Annotated in this window: 16 protein-coding genes; 6 read left to right on the plus strand and 10 right to left on the minus strand. The window is 42.2% G+C overall.

The window, feature by feature from the left end; genetic code table 11:
- Positions 1-35: 35 nt before the first annotated feature.
- Positions 36-1046, minus strand: coding sequence for a PorP/SprF family type IX secretion system membrane protein (locus tag KDU71_RS21050; RefSeq protein ID WP_212193096.1), 1011 nt, complete (start codon positions 1044-1046; stop codon positions 36-38).
- 8 nt (positions 1047-1054) lie between these two features.
- Entirely contained in the window at positions 1055-5578 is a 4524-nt protein-coding gene (locus tag KDU71_RS21055; RefSeq protein ID WP_212193097.1) for a T9SS type B sorting domain-containing protein, read from the minus strand.
- Between the two features lie 658 nt (positions 5579-6236).
- On the opposite strand from KDU71_RS21055, the gene KDU71_RS21060 reads away from it, so the two are divergent.
- Complete coding sequence (locus tag KDU71_RS21060; protein ID WP_212193098.1) at positions 6237-7511, plus strand: S28 family serine protease; 1275 nt, start codon at positions 6237-6239, stop codon at positions 7509-7511.
- A 96-nt stretch (positions 7512-7607) separates the two neighbouring features.
- On the opposite strand, the gene KDU71_RS21065 is transcribed toward KDU71_RS21060, so the two are convergent.
- Both KDU71_RS21065 and KDU71_RS21070 read right to left on the minus strand, forming a co-directional pair.
- A complete protein-coding gene (locus KDU71_RS21065) occupies positions 7608-7973 on the minus strand; it encodes an arsenate reductase family protein (RefSeq protein ID WP_212193099.1) in 366 nt (121 codons plus the stop codon).
- 200 nt (positions 7974-8173) lie between these two features.
- On the minus strand, positions 8174-8629 hold the full coding sequence (locus KDU71_RS21070; RefSeq protein WP_212193100.1) for a hypothetical protein: 456 nt from the start codon (positions 8627-8629) through the stop codon (positions 8174-8176).
- A gap of 392 nt (positions 8630-9021) precedes the next feature.
- On the opposite strand from KDU71_RS21070, the gene KDU71_RS21075 reads away from it, so the two are divergent.
- The 3 genes from KDU71_RS21075 to KDU71_RS21085 all read left to right on the plus strand — a co-directional run bounded on the left by KDU71_RS21075 (position 9022) and on the right by KDU71_RS21085 (position 11451).
- The gene (locus KDU71_RS21075) at positions 9022-9300 is read left to right on the plus strand and encodes a hypothetical protein (RefSeq protein ID WP_212193101.1); all 279 of its coding nucleotides are present in this window, start codon (positions 9022-9024) and stop codon (positions 9298-9300) included.
- 385 nt (positions 9301-9685) lie between these two features.
- On the plus strand, positions 9686-10873 hold the full coding sequence (locus KDU71_RS21080) for a porin family protein (RefSeq protein ID WP_212193102.1): 1188 nt from the start codon (positions 9686-9688) through the stop codon (positions 10871-10873).
- An 8-nt stretch (positions 10874-10881) separates the two neighbouring features.
- A complete protein-coding gene (locus KDU71_RS21085; RefSeq protein ID WP_212193103.1) occupies positions 10882-11451 on the plus strand; it encodes an FMN-binding protein in 570 nt (189 codons plus the stop codon).
- Here KDU71_RS21085 and dinB read toward each other — a convergent pair.
- The gene (dinB, locus tag KDU71_RS21090; protein WP_244828633.1) at positions 11448-12608 is read right to left on the minus strand and encodes a DNA polymerase IV; all 1161 of its coding nucleotides are present in this window, start codon (positions 12606-12608) and stop codon (positions 11448-11450) included. The two genes, KDU71_RS21085 and dinB, sit on opposite strands and share 4 nt — an antisense overlap.
- A gap of 520 nt (positions 12609-13128) precedes the next feature.
- Here dinB and KDU71_RS21095 point away from each other — a divergent pair.
- Both KDU71_RS21095 and mnmD read left to right on the plus strand, forming a co-directional pair.
- On the plus strand, positions 13129-14583 hold the full coding sequence (locus KDU71_RS21095) for an MATE family efflux transporter (RefSeq protein WP_212193104.1): 1455 nt from the start codon (positions 13129-13131) through the stop codon (positions 14581-14583).
- A gap of 438 nt (positions 14584-15021) precedes the next feature.
- Positions 15022-15699: a tRNA (5-methylaminomethyl-2-thiouridine)(34)-methyltransferase MnmD gene (gene mnmD, locus KDU71_RS21100; protein ID WP_212193105.1), complete on the plus strand. Its 678-nt coding sequence runs from the start codon at positions 15022-15024 to the stop codon at positions 15697-15699.
- A gap of 718 nt (positions 15700-16417) precedes the next feature.
- On the opposite strand, the gene KDU71_RS21105 is transcribed toward mnmD, so the two are convergent.
- The 5 genes from KDU71_RS21105 to KDU71_RS21125 all read right to left on the minus strand — a co-directional run.
- The gene (locus tag KDU71_RS21105; RefSeq protein WP_212193106.1) at positions 16418-17092 is read right to left on the minus strand and encodes a metallophosphoesterase family protein; all 675 of its coding nucleotides are present in this window, start codon (positions 17090-17092) and stop codon (positions 16418-16420) included.
- Between the two features lie 15 nt (positions 17093-17107).
- A complete protein-coding gene (locus KDU71_RS21110) occupies positions 17108-17809 on the minus strand; it encodes a DUF434 domain-containing protein (protein ID WP_212193107.1) in 702 nt (233 codons plus the stop codon).
- 172 nt (positions 17810-17981) lie between these two features.
- Positions 17982-19604 carry a beta-N-acetylhexosaminidase gene (locus tag KDU71_RS21115; RefSeq protein ID WP_212193108.1) on the minus strand — a complete coding sequence of 541 codons (1623 nt, stop codon included), beginning with the start codon at positions 19602-19604 and terminating at the stop codon, positions 17982-17984.
- Between the two features lie 37 nt (positions 19605-19641).
- On the minus strand, positions 19642-21918 hold the full coding sequence (locus KDU71_RS21120; RefSeq protein WP_212193109.1) for a beta-galactosidase: 2277 nt from the start codon (positions 21916-21918) through the stop codon (positions 19642-19644).
- A 59-nt stretch (positions 21919-21977) separates the two neighbouring features.
- Positions 21978-22178 (minus strand): hypothetical protein (locus tag KDU71_RS21125; RefSeq protein ID WP_212193110.1); only part of this gene is annotated, 201 nt, incomplete at its 5' end.

A 22178-nucleotide genomic window follows, 5' to 3' on the forward strand; every position in this document is an offset into this window, starting at 1 on the left:
TACACCTTTATCCAATAAAAATTGCCGGGAGACCTCTATAGTTTTAGGCGCTTAATGGCCTTATTTCGCTTATTGCGATTACGTTCGGAACAAGGAATTGAACCTTTCGACTTATCCTTGCAAATACGGTACTTACAAATAAGTTGGTAGGCACTTCCATAATCTAATTGCGCACCGGTGAGTCCTACCTGGTATTCAAGTCCAACCAGAAAATTGTTAATTTGAACACCTGCGGTTGTTCCTAAACCCAGGCTTTTGCCAAAATTATGATCCATTGTACGACGATAGCTTACTAATCCCCATAACGATAAGTTAGGATCAGGTGTTGGAAAGAAGCCTTTCACACTCATATCCAATTTGCTATCCACCAACATATTCCGCCGATACATAACAAGCGGTTCCAGGAAGATATCGCGGTCGGCCACTTTAAATGTCGTGCCAGCATGAATATGAATATCTGAAGTTAAAGCGGGTTCATTCTCATTGAGGTACATTGGATTGTTTTGAGGCAGAATGTTGGTCACTGAAAATCCCGCATGATAATCGTTGTATTTAAACAATATACCGGCATTGGCATTAAACCCCCATCCACTCTCATTAGCACCCGTAATACTAGGATCGAGCAATGCCCCATCAGTTAAATCAGTCTGATTAACAGAGCTTTGTTCAGCATTAAAAGACATTCCAAAGGTCATGGATGCAGTCCGTTTGCGCTTTTTGGTAAACATTACCTCGTAGGAGAGAGATGTTTGAATACCCATCTCTGAATAAAAACCATTTCTGTCGTTATAGAAATATGTACCCAGGCCAAGACTTTCGGTAAGGGGCCCCTGATAACTTACGACTTGAGTGGTGGGTGCCTGCTCCATCCCGAACCACTGCTTCTGATAATAACCACTAAACTCGTAGCAGCCTTTATAAAACCCAGCTCCTGCTGGATTCATCAGGTACAAGTCATACAGGTACTGGTTAGTTATATAGTACTTTTGTGCCTGACACACCAAACAAGCCAAACAAACACCTATTATCAGCAAATACTTCTTCATCGTTCAATCTACCTCTTTAGCGTAATGTGTCCTTTTAGCATTTTTTGCAACGGTAAAACCTCAATAACATACCAATAAGCATCTGATGGCACCGGCTTACCCAGATATTCTCCATTCCACCCAGGTTCTGAGGCTTTGTATTCAATGAGCAGTTTACCAAAACGATCGTATATTTTGATGATGGAATCCGGGAATTTCTCCATCCCTTTTATTTCCCAACGGTCATTTATACCATCATTGTTAGGAGTTACAAAATTCGGCACTTCTATATCTACAATTGAATTAAGCACAACCGTGTCTACAGCCATACAGGTATTGACATCCTGCACCTGAACGATGTATGTGCCATTTTCCAACTTCTTAAATACATTCTCTTCCTGCCAGTCGTCATCATTCAGAGCATAAACATACGGCGCTGTTCCTCCTTCTGCCAACACCCCTATCTGACCATATATCAATGTGTCTAATGTCGCTATAACAGGTGTTTCATGAAAAACGACAGTGGTGGTATCCTGCAACCAGAAACAACCATCCAACACGCGCACCCAGTATTGACCGGGCTCTTTTACTGTGTAGGTTGGTAATCGACTATCATCAAACCACCGATAATCAAAATAATCATAACCAGCCTCAAGCAATAATGAATCGCCATTACAAACAGCTGTATCAGGGCACAACTCATAATCGGGTGCAGGCAACGCATGAACCATTTTGGTATCGAAGCCCCAACAATCATTGGCATCCCTCACTTTCACCACGTTAACGGTGTCTGAGAAATTAGCATATGAAAATCGGCCAACATCCCCATTGTGCCACTCGTAAAACTCAAAACCAGCCGTTGCCTCAAGCGGAATAATATCAACCGGACAAATCGCTGTATCTGCACCAATACTCACCTGAGGTATGGGGTGCCAGATTACTCTGGCTGTAGCAGTTCCTACACATCCTTTGGGCGTTTCGGCACGTAAAGTGTAAGTCCCTTTAGTTACTGTAATGCTAGGCGTTGAGGCACCGTTTGACCAGCGATAATTTGTTAAACCTGCAGGAGCTGATAAAGTACCTGATACTCCGGAACATTCAGTAGCATCTGCTACGGTGAAAACGGGAACTGGATTAACCGTAACTGGTACATCATCAGTTGCCATACATCCATAGATATTAGCAACTTCCACCTGATAAGTATTACTGCTGGTTACAAGCAGAAAAGGCATATTAAGGTTACCATCGCCATTCCAGCGATAGGAGGTAAAAGAAGGATCTGTTTCTAAGGTAATCGTATCGCCTTCACACATTTCACGTGCCGGGCCTAGTTCAATCTGAGGCACCGGCAAGGTTTTGACAGCTACTGTATCTGCATTTATACAGCCGTTCTCATCTTCAACAACCAATCTGTATGAACCGGCGATATTTGTTACCCATGCATCATTGGCTATTAAATGTGCATCACTGGCTGTATTTATTTTATACCAATCGTATGAGCGAGCAGTGTTAACAGGATTTTCAAGGACTGCATCTTCATTGGCACAAGTCTCCTCGATAGGAGCTATACCAATATCGGTTACCGGAAATGCACCAACCGACACCGCATCAGTTGCCGCACAACCATACTCATCATATGCAGTTACGGAATAAGTGCCGGGGCCATCAACCACCAATTGTGCAGTGCCCCAGTTGGTATAACGGCGAGGAGATGTATTCCATTCCAGGTAGGCAAATGCGCCATCGGTGCTTACAAAGTTATCAATGTTAATTACCTGTGTCGCATTGGGGCAAATACTTCCCGGATCTGCCAAAGCAACAGTTGGCTTAGCATGCTCTGTCACCGTCACCTCATTGGTCTTTGTACAACCACCAATCGTTGCGTTCACTCGGTAAACACCAGGGCTCATAGTTTGTATTTGGGCGGTAGTTAATGTTGGTTGTAAAACATTGTCTTTATACCACTCATAGTTATCATACCCATCTGTTACCGTAATCGTAATTTCTTCACCTGAGCATAAATTTTGGCTTAATCCTAATTGAGGATCAGGTGCATCAACGAATGCTACTTCCACATCATCGGCCACGGCACAGCCATCTTTGTCAATGGCGGTTACGTAGTATCTACCATTATCTGCAGGACTGGCCGGACTAATCTCGTAGGCCCATTCAGGCGTAGGAGTTTCTAAATCAGTAATGGCTCCAACGCCATCCTGCTGAAAACGCCATTCAAAATTCGAATAATCGCTCCCCTGCTCAATGGTGAGAGTAATTCCCGCACATTCCTGCCTGTCGGGTCCTAAATCAAAAGGTGCTGGTGGTAAAAAGTCGAAATTAAACTCATCACGGGACATACACCCGTATTGGTCAGTGATTTCCAACCAGTAGTCACCCGCCACATTCACATCCAGACTTGCACTTGTTGAATTATCGGACCACAAATATGAATAACCCGCACCTGTAAGAGGAGCTGCAATAGAAGTTGTGGCAGCAATACAGCCTAACTGATCTCCAACAGTAAAGTTGGGCAGAGTATGAACAGTGACGTCAAAACTTTCAGTAACCGGACAGCCTTCAGCTCCCCATACCGTCAATGTATACCTTCCAGAAACGCTTGGCTCTATATAGTTTTGTGTTTCATCCACATTCAACACCTCGCCATTCAAGCGCCATTCAAAGCGTTCAATATTAGCATCATCTGCCACTATTCTTTCTCCCTGGCATAGTGTAGTTGTATTCAATACTATGACCGGAAGTGTATGCGTTGATACTTGTTTACGATCGGTGTTGGAACAATTAAATCCATCGGTTACCGTTAACCAAACCTCTTTTGTTTCACCTTCTGCCAAAACAACAGAAGTTGAATGTCCATTAGAGCCATCGAACCACTCATAGGTGCCCAAGCCATTTGGCACTTCAAAGGTGATGGTTTCATCAGGACAAACCACTGTATCTGGTCCCAAATCAAATTCGGGCAACAAAAATTCCACTTCTATACTATCTGTTTGCAAACAACCACCAAAATTAACCTCAGCTGTAACCCAATAGGTTCCTGACTGGCTGACCGATAAAGTGGGTGAAGTAGATAATACAGCATCACCTGTATGTTCAGAAAACCAGTTATAACTCCTCATAGGCTCTGTGGTGCTCAATACGATCTGATTACCCTGACATTCCTGTGTTGGTCCTTCAACCCTTAACTGACCAAAAGACGAAAAATAGCCATAACTTACACTTCCCTGGTTTTCATCAAGGATGCTCATGTGGAATAATCCGTTTGAGTTTTCGATAGTATGCGGCGCTCCTGTTGTTATATCTAATTGAATAATGCCACTATACCAGGTATCTTCGGCTGCTCCTTCATCGGTTCCTTCTACCTTTATCCAATTCACACTTTCTAGATCATTGAGCACATTACCATCCTGATCTTTAAGGGTAAATGAGTTAAGATTCTTTTGCTGAGTCAGTAACTGTACCCAAAACTCAAGCGTAAATGTGCGTACAAAACTAACCGTCTTCGATCCTGTACAGTTGGTACTTGGCAACACAGCACTCCCCATTTCGTTACCACTCCTGTTCCACAAACTGGCCAACTGGTAGGCATAAACAGGTTTATCTGCATCAATAAATAAGGCATTACCTTCAATATCTAAATCAAGTTGCTCCCCCTTGTTTAAAAGCTTTACCAAGCGTTGCGACTGATAGATAAGGGTAATATATGTATCGTCCTGTGTTGCCAGAACATACACTTTATTGATTGTACGGTTATCAGGATTAGTATTAACAGCAATATAATTAGTTCCTATTATTGCAGTAGGTATAAGCTGATCGCCAATTAAATCATAGGGACCAAAACCTGGACCTTGCCACACACTATCATCACTAATGGTAACTGCAATCTTTTTATCTGCACTGATGTAGGTACCTGCCAACGACGAGGCCGGCGACCAGTCATTTTGATTTTCGATACAGTAAGTTTGCCCCCTGTTTAATGTAATTGTATAGGGTACATTGGCTGCATGTCCTACAACTGCTTCAGTTGGAATAATTGTAACAGTGGTATTATCTTCGGTTGCCACAATATCCACTTTTTCATCCGCAATCTGGTTGTGTGGTTTGTTGCGATAGGTATTTTGAGAAGGGACAAAAAATTCGATTCCTAAGGCATTATGACCTTTTAGAGTAAACTTATCGGGATTAACACCATTAGCCACTTCATAATAGGCAGTTATATCAGCATCTGACGTTATTAATATGCCTTTATTATTCACCCGGTCTGAAGGATGATTTTCAACAACATCTTTATCTAAATCAATGCGCTCCTGGGTATTTGCTCTTACTCTGATATTCTGAATAACTCTACCCCCATCGGCAGGCATGCTAACAGTTACATTGGCATCTGTATTTAAAGCCGTAATCCTGAACACTATTGGCTCATCACCATGTTCATAAGTTACATCAGGAGCCACAAACCAAAACTCTTTTCCTACTTGCGCACCAGCGTTATTAAGAAGAAAAAACAATGTGAGAAAGACAAATAAGCTTTTCTGCATGGTCATCAATTTAGGTCATATATATCTAAAGCCTGTAATCTAAAACAGTACACGCGCAAAAACACAATAGCAATGTAATTGCCACCCTAAATCTCACTTATCAACCTAGCTTATTCAATTTGAAGATAGTCCCCAAAAATGACTACCATTATTTACCGTCCAATTTTAGATTAAGCTACACGATGATACTGTATTTTGTTGAATAAGGTTGCAAAAAATTCGAATTATTTAACTAAATTTTATTTTCTCCGGTTAAAGAAGCTTATTATCATTCATTTACAATTACTGTGTCAACAATCAACAAACAGTATTCATTATTTTTTAGCTTGTTAAAAAGTTTTACTTTTGACAGCAAATACGATTAAATGTACCCAAAATCAACTCACTTCAACACGCTAAATAAGTCTGGAAAAGGACTTTACGAATGCTGGATCAATTAAATCAATCCTCCTCCTTGTTGAGTTGAAAATACTATTATCTTCCAGAAATCACTTGATTAGTCAAGCTATATGCATTAGATGAGGCTGTTATCGAAATTAACAATAAGTCATCCTATATAGCCCGAATAACTGTGCCAACTGGGGAAAGTCCAGTTTAACGCAACAAGCTATTAAAATCTTAATACAATAGAATAACCTATACTATTTAACTTAAAACCATGCATATACGTTTATACATTATCGCGAGCCTGCTGATTTATATTGGCGCCTGTACTCAACCATATTCAAAGCCCGAAGACCTTTTAACGGCATCTGAAAAAATCTCTTTCGAGAAAATATCAACAGACAGTGTGCAATTTGCACAGTCATGGTTAGTTTGGTTTGAGCAACCAATTGACCACAAGCACCCAGAAAAAGGACACTTTAAGCAACGTATCTGGTACTCGCACAAAAGTATTGAAGCACCTGTAGTGATGATTACCGAAGGGTATTCTGCCAATCGGAATTACACATCGGAGCTAGCCAAGCTAGCCAATGCCAACCAATTGATTGTTGAACACAGATACTTCTCACAATCGTGCCCCGATAGCTTCGACTGGCAATACCTGACAGTTGAACAAGCTGCCTTTGACCACCACCGCATCATCGAGTTTTTTAAGCAACTCTATAAAACCAAGTGGGCCACAACAGGTATTAGTAAAGGAGGTCAGACTGCTATTTTTCACAGGGCTCTGTTTCCTGATGATGTGGAGCTGAGCGTACCATATGTTGCCCCAATCAATCTGGCAAGAGAAGATCAACGCCTATTTGATTTCTTTCATAATGTTGGAACAGAAGAGGAACGAGAGCGTATCTTTCGTTTCCAAAAGGCGGTATTAAAAAAGCGAAGTGAGATAATGCCGCTGTTTAAGCAATATGCTACATCCAAAGAGTATACCTTCCGCATGGGTGAAGAAAAAGCATATGACCTGGTGGTGCTTGAATACCCATTCTCCTTCTGGCAATGGGGCAGCAACGTAAACGATATTCCGGAACCTACGGCATCTGCTGAAGTGCTATTCGAACATTTACGCAACGGAAGCGACATTGGCTATGTTTCCGACCAAAGCTGGGAATCTATCAAACCATTCTTTTACCAGGCGTACAAAGAACTTGGCTATTACGCATACACACCAGGCGAACTTAAACCGCTCCTAAAAGGCTTTGAGGAAGACACCATCAGCAGTTGCATGTTTGCACCCGGAGGTGACACACTAAAGTTTGTCCCAACTATGCACTCTGTTATGTCTAAACTAGAAACCGCCAATCCTAAGATAATAGCGATAATCGGAGAGAACGACCCATGGGGTTCAACTTCATTGAATAATAAAAAACTCACAAATACCTTCAGAGCGGTTGAACCGAGTGGTTCACACCTGGCACGTATTAACACGTTGCCTGATGCAACTAAAGAAAAGGTATTGAAACAAATTAATGCTACCCTTAGTAATTAATTGAATTAGCTAAATAAAAAACGGCTTCCATTTCTGGAAGCCGTTTTATTACTACGTGGTTTCTACATTTGGGTTAGGTAGTAATGGAATATCTTTTTATTTATTGGATACAAGATATTTTGTTAACAAATCAACGGTAGAATTACTGTTCCCAATAAAAATTTTATCATCAATCAAAAAAACAGGACGTTTTAAAAACGTATATTCTTCGCTCAACAGTTTTCGATAATCAGCTTCACTCAACACTTTATCTTTCAGGCCCAATTGTCGGTATTTTTGAGATTGCTTATTGAATATGCGTTCATATCCTCCAGCTTTCTGAGCTAAATCATCAATCTCTTCAGTTGTCAGCGGATACTTTTTTACATCTCTTACATCAAAATCACCAAAGATCTTTACCTGCTTCAATATCCTTTTACAAGTGTTGCAGGTTTGCAACAAGTATACTTTTCCTTTCAACACTTTAACTGGGGTTTTCGGTTTTGCTGTATCAAAGATAGCAAAGGGTTACAAAACAGCTCTTTAAATTGACTGTTATTAATGTAGTATTTGGTAAACGTCAATTTTTAATAGATGAACCAATGATTTTTATAGACAATACTCCGAAATAAAAAAAGCCCGTTATGAAAACGAGCTTTCTATTTGGATATAAATACAGTTTACTATTTAGAGCCATTACCTCCAAAAACCCAACGTACATTTAAGCCAAATGAATCAACACCCAGTTGCGTATCATCAATCAACCAAAAAGTTGGCCGCCAATCCAGACCTAAAGCAATCGGCACCTGGTTAAATTTATATTCAATACCAAGCTCACCTGATGCTCCTAACCAAAATTCATCGCCAATAAGGGTTGATGGTCCAAAACCAACATACCAGTTAAATGCCTCTTCACCAATTGGTCGGTAAATAAAATCCCATAATGCATCAATCCCCATATAGCCATCCCAAAAAGCTACATCGGCATGCACTCGGCTAAATTGGCCCATTGTAAAAACCCCATCAATGGCCACGCCACCTAAACCATTTGATCCACCAAAACGCAGACCTACTTCCTGTGCATTACCGGAGAACGTAATACCTGCCACCAAGGCTACTAATACCAAAAGCTTCTTCATAATTAAGTTTTTAAAGTTATCAATTGAATATTCTAGCAAAATTAATAATATCCAATTACAAAAGAATTATTTGTATTGCTCACTAAAGCGTCTCTTTTACAACCAATTTACCAATCTTTTGTTTAAAAAACCTAACTAACACAACATTAATTTATGCCCCTAAACAGACAAAACTTTTATAAGTATGCGTAGTAAATCTTTAAACTAATAGCATTGACAAAGGTTAGTACATAATGCTACAATGTTGATTATACTGCATGGGTTAAGCCCAAATAAAAATGTACAATTTAAAAATTAAGCATCAAGCTCTGCAAGTTCGATTTCAACAAGCCATGTAAATATAAAATATTGGTTACCTTTGTGCTGTTCTTAAAATATTAAAAGATAACAATATGGCAAGCGTTAGAGAATTAAAGAAAGACATCAACTTTCTGGCATCGGAGCTGATTACTGAAGCTTACGTTAAACAATTGGTGAAAGAGGATGTGAATAATGATAAAATTGCCGAAGTGATGGTTAAGGCCATTGAGTTCAGAAATGATTTAGTAGCCAAGGCTAATCACCCTGACGCAAAAAACAATCCTAAAAAGGTAAAAGCATACTACCAGAATCTGAGAAAAAGTATGATGGAGCAGTTTTTATCTATTTCAGAAGAAACAAATGCCCTATAACTAATTTTAGGGATAATCTATTTAAACTTCTGTCTTAACAGGCAGAAGTTTTTTTTTGGCTTTTTCCATCCTACCTGTTTAATACCACATTTCCAAAATAAATCAATCAGGATAGTATCTGTATCAACAGCTACCAACAACCACTGCAATCCCTAATAGTAGGGAGTAAATCTGCACCTATCCATACCACACACACCGCACAACTCAATTAAACCCTGTATAACTGATACTTACACACAATACTTCTAATAACTGCGCTATAACCACTATTAATATTTACCAACATTTAGGGATTTCTGAGATTGTTGATATAAGGTAATTTTGTACCAGAATAACAAACACAAACTTCTTATCAATTTTAGAAGCAAAGGGAAATCAATAGACAATGAAAAGAATCGTATTACTGGCCGCATTATTTGCTGGCATCTTAAGTGCTAATGCACAAAATACTAATGCTGATGAGCAGCAGTTAAACTCAGCTCAACGCCTTTTGAACTCAAATCAGGGATTAACTATTGGTGGCTATGGCGAAGTTCATTTCAATCAGCCGATGAATTCAGACACCTATAACACTGGAACATTGGATGTACACCGTGTGGTTATGTTGTTCGGATACAACTTTAACGAGAAAACTCAGTTTGTAACGGAATTGGAGTTTGAGCATGTAAGCGAAGTGTATGTTGAGCAAGCCTTTATCCAACACAAATTAAGCAATGCCTTCCAGTTTCGTGGTGGTTTGATGCTTATTCCAATGGGTATTGTGAACGAATACCACGAACCAAATACCTTTAATGGTGTTGAGCGTCCGTTAATTGACAAGTATATTGCACCTACAACATGGCGCGAGATTGGAGCCGGTTTCACAGGTAATATTTTACCCGCTTCTATTCGCTACCAGGCATATGTAGTGGGTGGATTTAACGGTTACGATGGTTCAGGTAAATTCAGCGGTAAAAACGGGTTACGTAAAGGTCGTCAGAAAGGTGCAGAAGCATATGTTAGCTCACCTAATTTCACCGGTAAAATTGAATACTTTGGTATTCGCGGCTTAAACATTGGGCTGTCGGGGTACTTTGGCGATTCGCAAAGCACACTTTATGATGGTCTTGATAAAAGCGATAAAGAAGGTGTTGCTGCAGCCGATTCTTCAACTGTTGGCATGGCCATGATTGGATTAGATGCCCGCTACACATATGGTGGATTACAACTACGCGGTCAGTACTATCATACATCGCTTTCAAACACAAAGCAATACAACGAATTCACTGGCAATGACCTTGGTAGTGGCATGTTTGGATACTATGTAGAAGCTGGATATGATGTATTTAAACATCTTGACAGTGTAAAAACAGGCCTGATTCCTTTCGTGCGCTACGAGGCTTACGATACCCATAGCAAAACAGATGGTAACCTTGCCAAAAATGATGCGTACGATGTGAAAGCCATTACTACTGGTTTAACGTTAAAATTAACTCAGAATGCTGTTTTGAAAGCGGACATGCAGTTTGTTAAGTCGGCAGCGAGCGATGAGTATGCAAAAACGTTTAATGCCGGATTTGGTATAATGTTCTAAAAAGAAATATGAAGCAGTCAGTATTAACAATTGTATTGGTAGCTTTAAGCTACTTAGCTTATGGACGTGGAGACATTAACTACGAACATAAAGCCATTCAAAAAACACTTGAGAAAAACTTAAGCCTGGTTAATCCGCAGTTAAGCGAATTAGATTTGCCAGCCAACTATGCAACAGGCATTGAAGGTAAGTTTTTTAATGTGGCCTGCGATAATACTGATGCCGAAATAAAATACATGTACATTGGTCGTGTGAACAGCTGCCGCGCAGGTGGCTGTTCCATGCCAAGTGCATTGACACAAGGAGGAGAATCTGAATATTTTGATTACCTCATGGCATTTAACGGCAAAGGCGAAGTGATAATGGTGAAGGTATTTAATTACCAGGCTACGCATGGCCATGAAGTAACCGCTAAAGGCTGGCTAAAACAGTTTATTGGCTATAATAACGGTGGCAATGAACTGGAGGTTGGTAAAAATATTGACTCGATCTCGGGTGCCACTATCTCAGTCAATGGCATTACCCAGGACATTAGCGATAAAACGCAAATCATCAGTGATTTCCTGAATCGTTCCTAGTCCTTAAAATTTATTCGCAGCTGTAAAGCCTCAGGTTCATCATCCTCTTTAAAATTAGAAACAGTCAGGCCTAAGAGCCGGATGGGCCTGTTTAACGGGGCTTCGCGCACCAGCTCTGAGGACAACTCATTCAACAACTTCTCGCCTATTGGCTCATTGACTGTCTTTGACCGGGTTATCTGCTCAAAATTATCGAACTTAACTTTGAGGGTTAAGGTTTTGCCTTGCTTACCACTTCTCGACAGGCGCTTTATCAACCCTTCTTTCAGCCGGTTCAGCTCCAGTTGAATTTGCTGCTCATCCACCAAATCTTTACTAAAGGTATTCTCAATACCCACCGATTTGCGTTCACGATGTGGTCTGACCGGCCGCTCATCATTCCCTCGGGCAATATCGTAGAAGTACTGACCAGCCTTGCCAAAATAATGCACCAGGCGTGGCAAATCAAAACGCAGCAGATCCTTCCCTTTATGAATATCGAGCTGATGCATCTTCTCGGCGGTCTTCTTCCCAACGCCAAAAAACTTTTCGATGGGCAACTGCTCAATAAAAGGCTGTACGCCATTGGGCTTGATAATAAAAATACCATTGGGTTTACGCTGATCGCTGGCCACTTTGGCCAAAAACTTATTTACACTCACGCCTGCCGATGCGGTTAAGTGGGTTGTTTCAAATATCTTTTGCTTGATTTCGCGGGCCACCTGCGTAGCCGATTCAATGCCTTTCTTATTTTCGGTCACATCCAGAAATGCCTCATCCAGCGACAAGGGCTCCACCAAATCGGTGTATTCAAAAAAGATTTCACGAATCTGTTGGGACACCTCTTTATATACTTCAAAGCGATGTTTTTGAAAAATGAGTTGAGGGCATAGGCGCAGCGCCACCTTAGATGACATGGCCGAGCGCACACCAAACTTTCGGGCTTCATAGCTGGCAGCTGCAATCACTCCTCTCTCGCTATTACCTCCTACAGCAACCGGTTTGCCCCTCAATTCAGGAAAATCACGCTGCTCCACGGAGGCAAAAAAAGCATCCATATCGATATGTATAATTTTTCGCTGCAAAGTTCTTTTAATCGTGCCGCAAGTTAATACTAATAATGCGAATCGTTTGAGGGCATCCACTGGCAGTTGTTTACTCAGGTGATTTAGAATCATTCTCGCAGGATTGCGGGATTCGAAAAACAAACAATAACTTCATCTCACAGAGTTGCGGAGCCCCAAAAGCCATCTTTAATTCCTCCTCACAAGTTTGCGGAGCCCATATAATCAACTTAAAAACCATTCGACAAGTTTGTGGAGCCCATATAATCACCTTAAAAATCATTCGACAAAGTTGCGGAGCCCAAATAATCACCTTAAAAATCATTCGACAAAGTTGCGGAGTTCAAATAATCAACTTAAAAATCCTTCGACAAAGTTGCGGAGCCCAAATAATCAACTTAAAAATCCTTCGACAAAGTTGCGGAGCCCAAATAATCAACTTAAAAATCCTTCGACAAAGTTGCGGAGTACAAATAATCAACTTAAAAACCATTCGACAAAGTTGCGGAGCCCATATAATCAACTTAAAAACCATTCGACAAAGTTGCATCCCATCTACTGGTTAATATATGGTAAAAGCCTCACCAAAATCACGTTTATCATTCCGACAATTCGGTGTATCTTCGCAGCTGAAATGAATAAATCTGTTGACTTAACAAAAGGCCCCATCTTTAGCCAACTGGTTAAACTGGCCCTGCCCATCATTGGCACATCACTCATGCAGATGGCCTATAACCTAACCGATATGATTTGGTTAGGCCAACTGGGCAGCAATGCTGTTGCCTCAGTGGGTGGCGCCGGCTTTTTTATCTGGCTGGGCATGTCCATTCTTTTGGTTACCCGCATTGGTGCCGAGGTAGGTGTTTCGCAAGCTTTGGGCCGAAAGGAACCTGAAACGGCAGCTCGCTTTGCCCGCCATTCACTATTCTGGGCCTTGCTGCTTTCTTTAGTGATTGCCGCTATTACGCTTGTTTTTACCCCACAACTCATTGGCGTCTTTCGTTTGTCAAAAGGGGTGGTTGAAGATGGCGCCATCAGTTACCTGCGCATCGTTTCACTGGGATTTGTGTTCACGTTTATGAACCCTACGTTTCAGGGTATTTATAACGGAGTTGGCAATAGTCGCTTGCCCTTTTACTATTTACTAATTGGTCTCGGGCTCAACATGTTGCTCGATCCGCTAATGATTTTCGGGCTGGGGCCTATTCCGGCCCTCGGGGTTAATGGTGCAGCTTTTGCAACCGTTATAGCACAAGTAGTGGTATTTGCTGTTTTCTGTATCCGCTTTGTGTGGAAGAAAGAGATCATCGACCCGGATTTTAAGCGCTTCAGACTCAACAGAGCCATCTCCCTGAAAATATTTAAACTGGGACTGCCGGTAGCTGCCGAAAGTTCACTGTTTGCCTGCTTTGCACTCATACTGGCCCGCATGATCACTAAATGGGGCGATGTGCCCATTGCCGTGCAAAGTGTAGGTGCACAGATAGAAGCCATCTCGTGGATGACCTCATCGGGTTTTGCCACGGCATTAGGCACTTTTACCGGCCAAAATTTCGGGGCCAATAACTGGAGCCGTATCAAAAAAGGCTACTATACCACACTGGGTATTGGCATCTTTTTAGGAACCATTGTAACAGTGGCCTTTTTCGTATGGGGAAAGCCCATCTTTTCGCTGTTCCTGCGCGAACCGGAGCCCTTGCAAATGGGCATCACCTACCTGAAAATATTGGCCGTTTCGCAGGTGTTTATGATTATCGAAATCATTACACGAGGCGCATTCAATGGCATTGGGCGCACAGTACCACCCTCTATCGTGGGCATTGTCTTTACCGGTGGGCGTGTACCGGCAGCTATGGTGCTATCACTTGAAAAATACCTGGGCATGTTAGGTATCTGGTGGGCCATCAGCCTGTCGAGCATATTCAAAGGCGTTGGACTAATGGCCTGGTACATGCGTGTGCTACACCGGGCCGAAGGGAACAGTTATAAGCGTGAGAAGATGCAACTATCATTACTGCCTACGCGCCAGCGGCAGCAGATAAAGATTGAGGAAATAGATGACATCTCCTCAAATCAGATAAATCATTAAAGCCCTGTTCAGAAGAAAACAGAACCAAACCAAAAATAGCGCAGATCATCACAAAGTTGGATTACTAATGTGAATCAATAGTTAAAACTTGCTTAATAATAAACCTTCAACCCATATCAGGGTTGTTTTCTCACCATATTCATAACCCCGCGCTTTGCACGGGGCTATTATTGTTAATGCCCTACGGACATTTTTTATCCCGAAGGGATTTAATTTTAATAACCATGGGTGCAACCCATGGTATATTAATATATTACAAACAGAACCCCGGAGTGGGTTCAACGATTGATTCCCATTACTAATAACCCTCGGCTCTGAGTCTCTTGAGTTCAAACGTCATAATGCCTGTTCGGCATAACAAGAAACATTATCTTTGCCTCAGGGCAATTTGAATTAGTTGTGATTTAAAACAATGACCATCCAATAAGTCAAACACGAATGAATAATAACTGGTTAAAAGATCAATCAAGAAAAGTAGAGATAAAAGTATCGGCAGATGGTTCACACACCTTGTTTGTGCCTGAGCTGGATGAGCACTATCACTCGGTAAACGGGGCCTACAATGAGTCGATGCATGTATTTATTGAGCCGGCTTTGTTGTTTTGCCAGAAAACGTCTGTGAGTATACTGGAAATAGGACTGGGAACTGGTTTGAATGCTTTTCTGACGGCTCTTAATCAAGGAGAAAAGAACATCTTTTACCATGCTTTGGAGAAATATCCAATTGCCCCCGAGGCAGCGTCACAACTGAACTTTGCAAAAGCAGAAGCAGAACAGCAGCTTTTTACAAAGCTACATGAGCTTCCCTGGAGCGAAGCAGCAGAACTCCGGCCAGGCTATACTCTGCTTAAAGATGAAGCAGATTTAACCAACATCACTTTTGACAGGCCATACGACCTTGTATATTTTGATGCTTTCGCACCTGAGGTTCAGCCAGAGATGTGGGGTGAAGCCATCTTTCAGAAGATTTACAATGCTATGAATAATGATGGTATTTTAACCACCTACTGTGCCAAAGGAGTTGTTCGTAGGACTATGCAGGCTGTTGGCTTTACCGTTGAGCGCTTGCCCGGACCGAAGGGGAAAAGAGAGATGCTGCGAGCAGTAAAGAAATAATACCTATATAATTAGCAAAATGGTTCAAGGTGCATTTGGTATAACACGATGCTTCCTGCGGTTATTCAGACTTCATTTGAACTGAATAGGGGTGTCCGAAAATCAAAAATCATAATAATAAACTTATAATTCATAAGAAAACACCTCTCCTCAATCCTCTCCTTCAAGGAGAGGAAGCCACTACTAAATAAAGATATCTTCATACATTAGAGATAGTTGCCTTTTTAAATAATGTCACCTTCTCCTTGAGGAGGATTTATTCCGCCAGAGCGGAAAGGCTGGGATGAGGTGATGAAGTTATAGATTATTAGTATAAAAAATGTCTCTCTTTATTTTCGGACATCCTCTTCTGAAAACAGACTTTGTCTTACCAGACGGGTTCCTCATTTTTTTACAAAAACGAGGAGCAAAAAATCTCATTGAAAGAGGCGATTGCTCCGCAACGGCTTGAGTCTTATGACTACAGGCTTCCCTTCTCCTTCGTCGAAGCCGCCCTTCCGCCATATTCAAGCCTATCGCTTACTTTCAATGTTTCAAAACGTTGTTTTGATTGGTGATTGAACACCTTGCTGAGTTTCTAAACATTGTTCTTCAATTCCTAATCTGCTAAGTTTCTCCCGCCGGTGAGATCGTTCCGGTTGCAGGGTGACCTGTCCCATTGGCGAGCCTGCGAAGGGGTGAATAATAAATAATTTAGGTACCTAAGCAGATGAATTCTCTATCTGCAATAGGCCACATGAAAAAGTAATTTTTCAGGAAACTGAATAGCCGTGAGGTAACCTGTATCAGAGTATTCCCCCATGAAACATCCGGTATCGATGTTGATAACAGAGGAATCGCTCTCGACCAAACGCTGACATGCATCTAGGGAAATAATGCTGTGCCCATGTATAATAGTGCGCTTACTTAGCATTGGATTAGAGTACTGTACATTGCGGCTCCACAACATGGCTGTAGTATCTTCAAACGTATTATCAAGCTCATCGTTAAAACCAGCGTGTACAAAAATCCTACGCCCATCCATATGGCAATATTTTAATTGACGAAGAAACTTGAAATAGCCATCGCCAATCTCATTAGGTTCGGACACTCCAAAACTTTCCAAAGTAGTATAACCTCCATTGTAATGCCAGCCAACAAAGTATTTATAATCGTCCAATGCTTTTAGCAACATCTCCTCATGATTACCCAACAAGGGAATAATCTGGTACCCATCACTTATAAGACGAATGATATAATCCAGCACCTCCTTACTCTGCGGTCCCCGATCAATGTAGTCACCAAGCAGGATGAGTATATCCTCCTTCTTAAGCTTCAACTGCTCCTCTACCATTGTATTTAACGAACAATAGCACCCATGAATATCACCTATAGCCAATAATCGTCCTGACATAATCACTGGTATTAGTCAAACAACCATAACATTCGCCTCTTTTATCTGCTTCTCAATCACGTAGGCACCCAGATTAAACCATCTGTTTACCCTATCAAGTATCCACCCATCCGATGAAATAACCACACATTCACTCTGAGCCAGTTTTTTATCCGGATTCATCAGCAGCTCAACCTCCCAGTTAAACTGATGCTGTCGTGCTATTTCCATCATCCTTGTTTTGAGTCTGCCGCTGTTGGAAACCGGTTGATCGAGGTACCACTTAACGGACTTCACATGTAACTCTTCCAGAGCCTTACCAATTAAGATAATGGCATCTTCAGTTTTTGTCACCCGTTTATATGAACCATGCACACTTGAGATATCACGATAAGTGCCATCCCTGGCTTTAAAAATAAAGGCTCCTGACAACGCATTTTCGAGTAGTATAAGCATATTAAACCCATCCACCTCAACAACAGAATCTTTCACAGATGCAGGGGAGCAATGTGAGTGCTGGCGTCTTTTGATGGTCTCTTCACCCGAACCAATCCTGCGTATGGCACTGCGCTGCCGCTGATTTAAACGGTACCTGTTACCAACCACCTGAAGTGCCGAGTTTTCGGCGTACTCCCTCGTGAGTAAATAGCAGTAGTCGTTAACCGCCTCTTTCAATACAGGGTGCCATTTGGCCGCAAAGCACGTATCATCTCCCGACTGTTTACCTCTGTTTCGCATGGTTTTAATATTATCACACTAATCGCCACACATATAAGTTAGGTGATAAACGCCCGCTTCGCAACTATCGACAGAATGAAAAAGGATGGCATCTTTATCTTGCGTTACACAAGTAAAGATGCCATCCTTACAACAAACGATTTATCTTGTTACTCTGCTAAAAAGCTAAGAACTATTTCACGTCCTTCTTCTCAAAAGATGGAGCAACCTGAATGCCTTCGTTCTTCCATTTAGCAATCAACTCATCCAGATTTGCTCTGAAAAGCTGGTAATCCTTCTTTTCATGAGCAGTCCATCCCACCTCGGCATAGGCCGCCAGGCGTGGGAACACCATGTTATCCATATTGCTCACTTCAGGTATCCACTCGCCCCACATCTGACACCCGCTACCTAATACTTTATGGTGGTATTTAGCATCCAGACCATCCGGAATGGGGTTAAACTCATAGGCCTTTTCCAATGGGATATATTCGTAGGAATAATCCAGATAAGAATAAATGTGGTAGGAATTAACAATATCGTAACCACTTTGCACGGCTTCATTGATCAGCTCAGGACTTCCTTTCCAGAAATGAATAATGGCACTTTTAGCCAGTTGCTCCGACACTTCCACGTCTTCTGCCTTCTGCCATTCGTGTACATTACCGCCAAGTATCTCATTCCATCCCATCATGCGGTGCTTGTTGGCATCCAGATAATTGGAAATACGATTTGTAAAATACACCTGCAAATCGGCTGGCGTTTTTAAGCCTTTCGCTGCCATAAAATCCTGCACCTTCTCTGAGTTTTTCCAGGCCTCAAAACGCACCTCATCACCACCTATATGTACAATGTTTTCCGGGAATAGCGCCATCACCTCATCCAGTACATCTTCCAGAAACTCATACACACGGGCATCGGCCACATTGAACGAATCAGGTAGCTTACCAAACACCACTGGCACCTCTGTCAGTTCACCAATAGTGCCCAGCCAGGGATACGCTGCAATGGCGGCCGAGGCATGTCCGGGCATCTCAATTTCAGGCACGATGGTGATATGACGTTGCTGTGCATAGCTGATGATGCCTTTGATTTGTTCCTTGGTGTAGAACCCACTATGCGGCTTTCCTGAGCGCTCTTTGCTATCCCAGCCACCTACTTGCGTATTACTACGCGAAGCTCCAACCTCTGTTAGCTTAGGGTACTTTTTTATTTCGATGCGCCAGCCCTGATCATCGGTCAGATGCCAGTGAAAAACATTCATCTTCAATAGGGCCATCTGGTCCAGCAACTTCTTCACCTGCTCCTCACCTTTAAAATACCTGGCCTCATCGAGCATAAAGGCCCGCCAGCTGAAACGTGGCTGATCTTCAATGCTCACAAATGGCAATTCATAAACCTGTGTGACAGATGCATCCATTGGCAGCATTTGTCTCAATGTTTGAATACCATAAAACACACCAGCTGCGCTTGCACCTTTGATTTCAATGCCTTGCTTGCCAATCTCCAACTGATAACCTTCTTCGCCAAGTGATTCGGTTAAGTTGGCATTGGTTGTTAAGGTAATTCCTTGTCCTTTTTTAACCGTTTTTTTTATAGATGCTTTGCTGTATGGCATCAGCACCTCCCTTAAATAGCTCGCATTATTGCCATTATCGACGTCAGCCACAATGCTGATGGCGGCCGGAAGCTTAAAAACGCCATCCTTTTCTACCACCTTCATGGGCTGAGGTATAACACTCACCGATTTAGCAATCAGTAAATTAGCTACCAATAACAGACCGGCCAATAAACCTAATTTCTTATTTTTCATCATAGATATTGATTTACAAAATATTTGCACCACTAATTTATTAATCTTTTAACAGGAAAAACTGTGGCCGCCCGTACAATTGAAACGCTTTGAGCCTACCCGACTGCTCGTAATATGAATGCCTTAACCTTATACCACTCACACTGGTGATTTCGCCTAAATCAACAATTACGCACGGGTCCTGGTCATTCGCTCCGGCTTTCCATTGTGTTCCCAGGTTGCCATCAATAATGTATTCTGCAAACCCTTTATCCTCAACTTCAGAACTGGCATAAACCACTTTCCACGTATCTTTTGTCAGCACGTTGCCATCCTTATCAATCACATCCAACTCACAAACACCTGCAGGCTTGCCATCATTGGTAGAGAGCACTTCCAGTGCCAGGTGACGCATGGTTACCGGACTATCGAACTGAAACTCCTGCCAGCCTTGCTCATTAGTCATTTCGGCCTTTAAAACCACATCACCACTCTCCAGAACAGGTTTCAGGCTGTAATCCATTGTACTTTTCTCACGCTTATTTTTATCAATACCTAACTGATCGAGTATAGGCTCCTTAAGGCCTTTTACAGTTCTTGCACCAGTATCTTCGAAGGCGAAAATCACCAGTTCATTCTGCCCCTTCTTCAGCCATGGTCCTGGTACATATAAGGTTTGCTGCGGACCTATATTCCAGAACTTTCCTATAGAACGACCATTTATCCAGGCTGCTCCCTTACCCCAACTGCTCATATCTAAAAATGTATCCCCAATACTATCGAGCATAAATGTAGTACGGTGAAAAGCAGGTTGGCCTTTTATATTGTCATTTTGATAATTGAAGCTGCCAACATGCGCCTTATACAAGGGCAATGAGGTGCATTTCCACCCCAGAAGTTCGGTACCATTGATACTCACCTTTTCGGTGATGCCTTTTCGATTATTCAGGATATCGGCACCATAGTTTACACGCCCCACATTTTCTACGATGATCTCCAGCTTAGCCGGCACCTCACTCACGTCAATCTCCATGGAGCTTTGACGATGACGACGGTCGAGACTGCCTATTTGTTTCCCATTCAGCAGCACTACGGCATAATCCCTCACATCTTTAATGGTCAGTGTACCTTTCGTCTTTTCATTAAGAATCGTTTCGTAATGAATATAGCCAAAGTCCTGATTTATCTCCTCCATGCACAACGGCTTTTCGGCCTCAACGGTTTCCATAAAAGCAGCGGATAAGGAAGCGGATTCAGAAAGCGTCAGCTCCTCAATCTCAATGACTGGATTGGGTCCCGGCACCTCAGGTAGTTGTTCATCTTTATACAAATGCTGTTGCAACACCTCTCTGAACGCCCAGTACTTTGGATACATATTGCCATACTCGCCCAAGGGAGCATCGTAATCGTAACTGGTGGGTTGTGGCGCATAACCATAAGCCGTGTTAGCACCATTGGTATAATCAAAGTTGGTACCTCCATGAAACATGTAGATACTCACCGACACATTGTTTTTCACCATCCACTCCAGTTGCTCAGCCGGCTTTTTATAGTCGCGGTACGAATGTGGTGTTCCCCATACATCGAACCAGGCCGGATAAAACTCTGCCACAAAATACGGTCCGCCCGGATGAAAGCGATCGACTGATTTAAAGATGTCTTCACCCACCGCGCCATTAACCGTGCTTAAGGTGCCACCCACACGACCGGCCTCCATCTGTCCGGCGCCATCACAGGTCATTAGTGGCACATTAAACCCGGCCTCCTTAATCATATCACGCAATTTCCCCAGGTAAACCTTATCTGCACCATAAGAACCATACTCATTTTCCACCTGCACCATCAGGATGGGTCCACCATTACTAACCGTTAAATCAGACAGCTCCTCTCCCAATCGCTGGATATAGTTCTGACAGGCTTGCAGAAAGCGCTCATCATTGCTACGGTAAACCATACCCTCCTCTTTGAGCAGCCACCAGGGATAGCCTCCAAAATCCCACTCCGCACACACGTATGGCCCCGGACGAAGAATCACAAATAAGCCTTCCTCCTGAGCAATCTGGATGAAGCGTTTAATATCGGCTTGTCCCTTAAAATCAAAAACACCAGGTTGTCGTTCGTGGTAATTCCAAAACACATAAGCCGACACCGTATTGATGCCCATCGCCTTTGCTCGTTTCATACGATCGCGCCAGTATTCTTTGGGGATGCGGGGATAATGCATTTCTCCACAAATCAACTGGATGGGCTGCTCATCCAAATAAAAATTTCCCTCTTTTATCTCAAAGCGGCTTGACTGAACACCTGATGATGTGCATGACAGTAGCAGTGCAAACATCAAACAAGTGCAAAACGTCAAAAAAAACTTAGGCATGCTGTGCAATTTCATGAATCGTATTATTTAATAGTCGTAATCTTTACTACCCTGCATTGATGTGGCTCCACTTTCAATGTTACCGAAGCTGATGGTTTATGATCAAGGTTTTTATGAAGCCACAAATCGCGCACCTCTACTTGTCCGTCAAAACCTAACTGGGAGAGATCAAGTGAAATTTTCCGTTTCTTATCATTATCGCGGTTAAGAAAACCAACGGCCCA

This window comes from Carboxylicivirga sediminis, assembly GCF_018156225.1.
In the GTDB taxonomy this organism is placed as follows: domain Bacteria; phylum Bacteroidota; class Bacteroidia; order Bacteroidales; family Marinilabiliaceae; genus Carboxylicivirga; species Carboxylicivirga sediminis.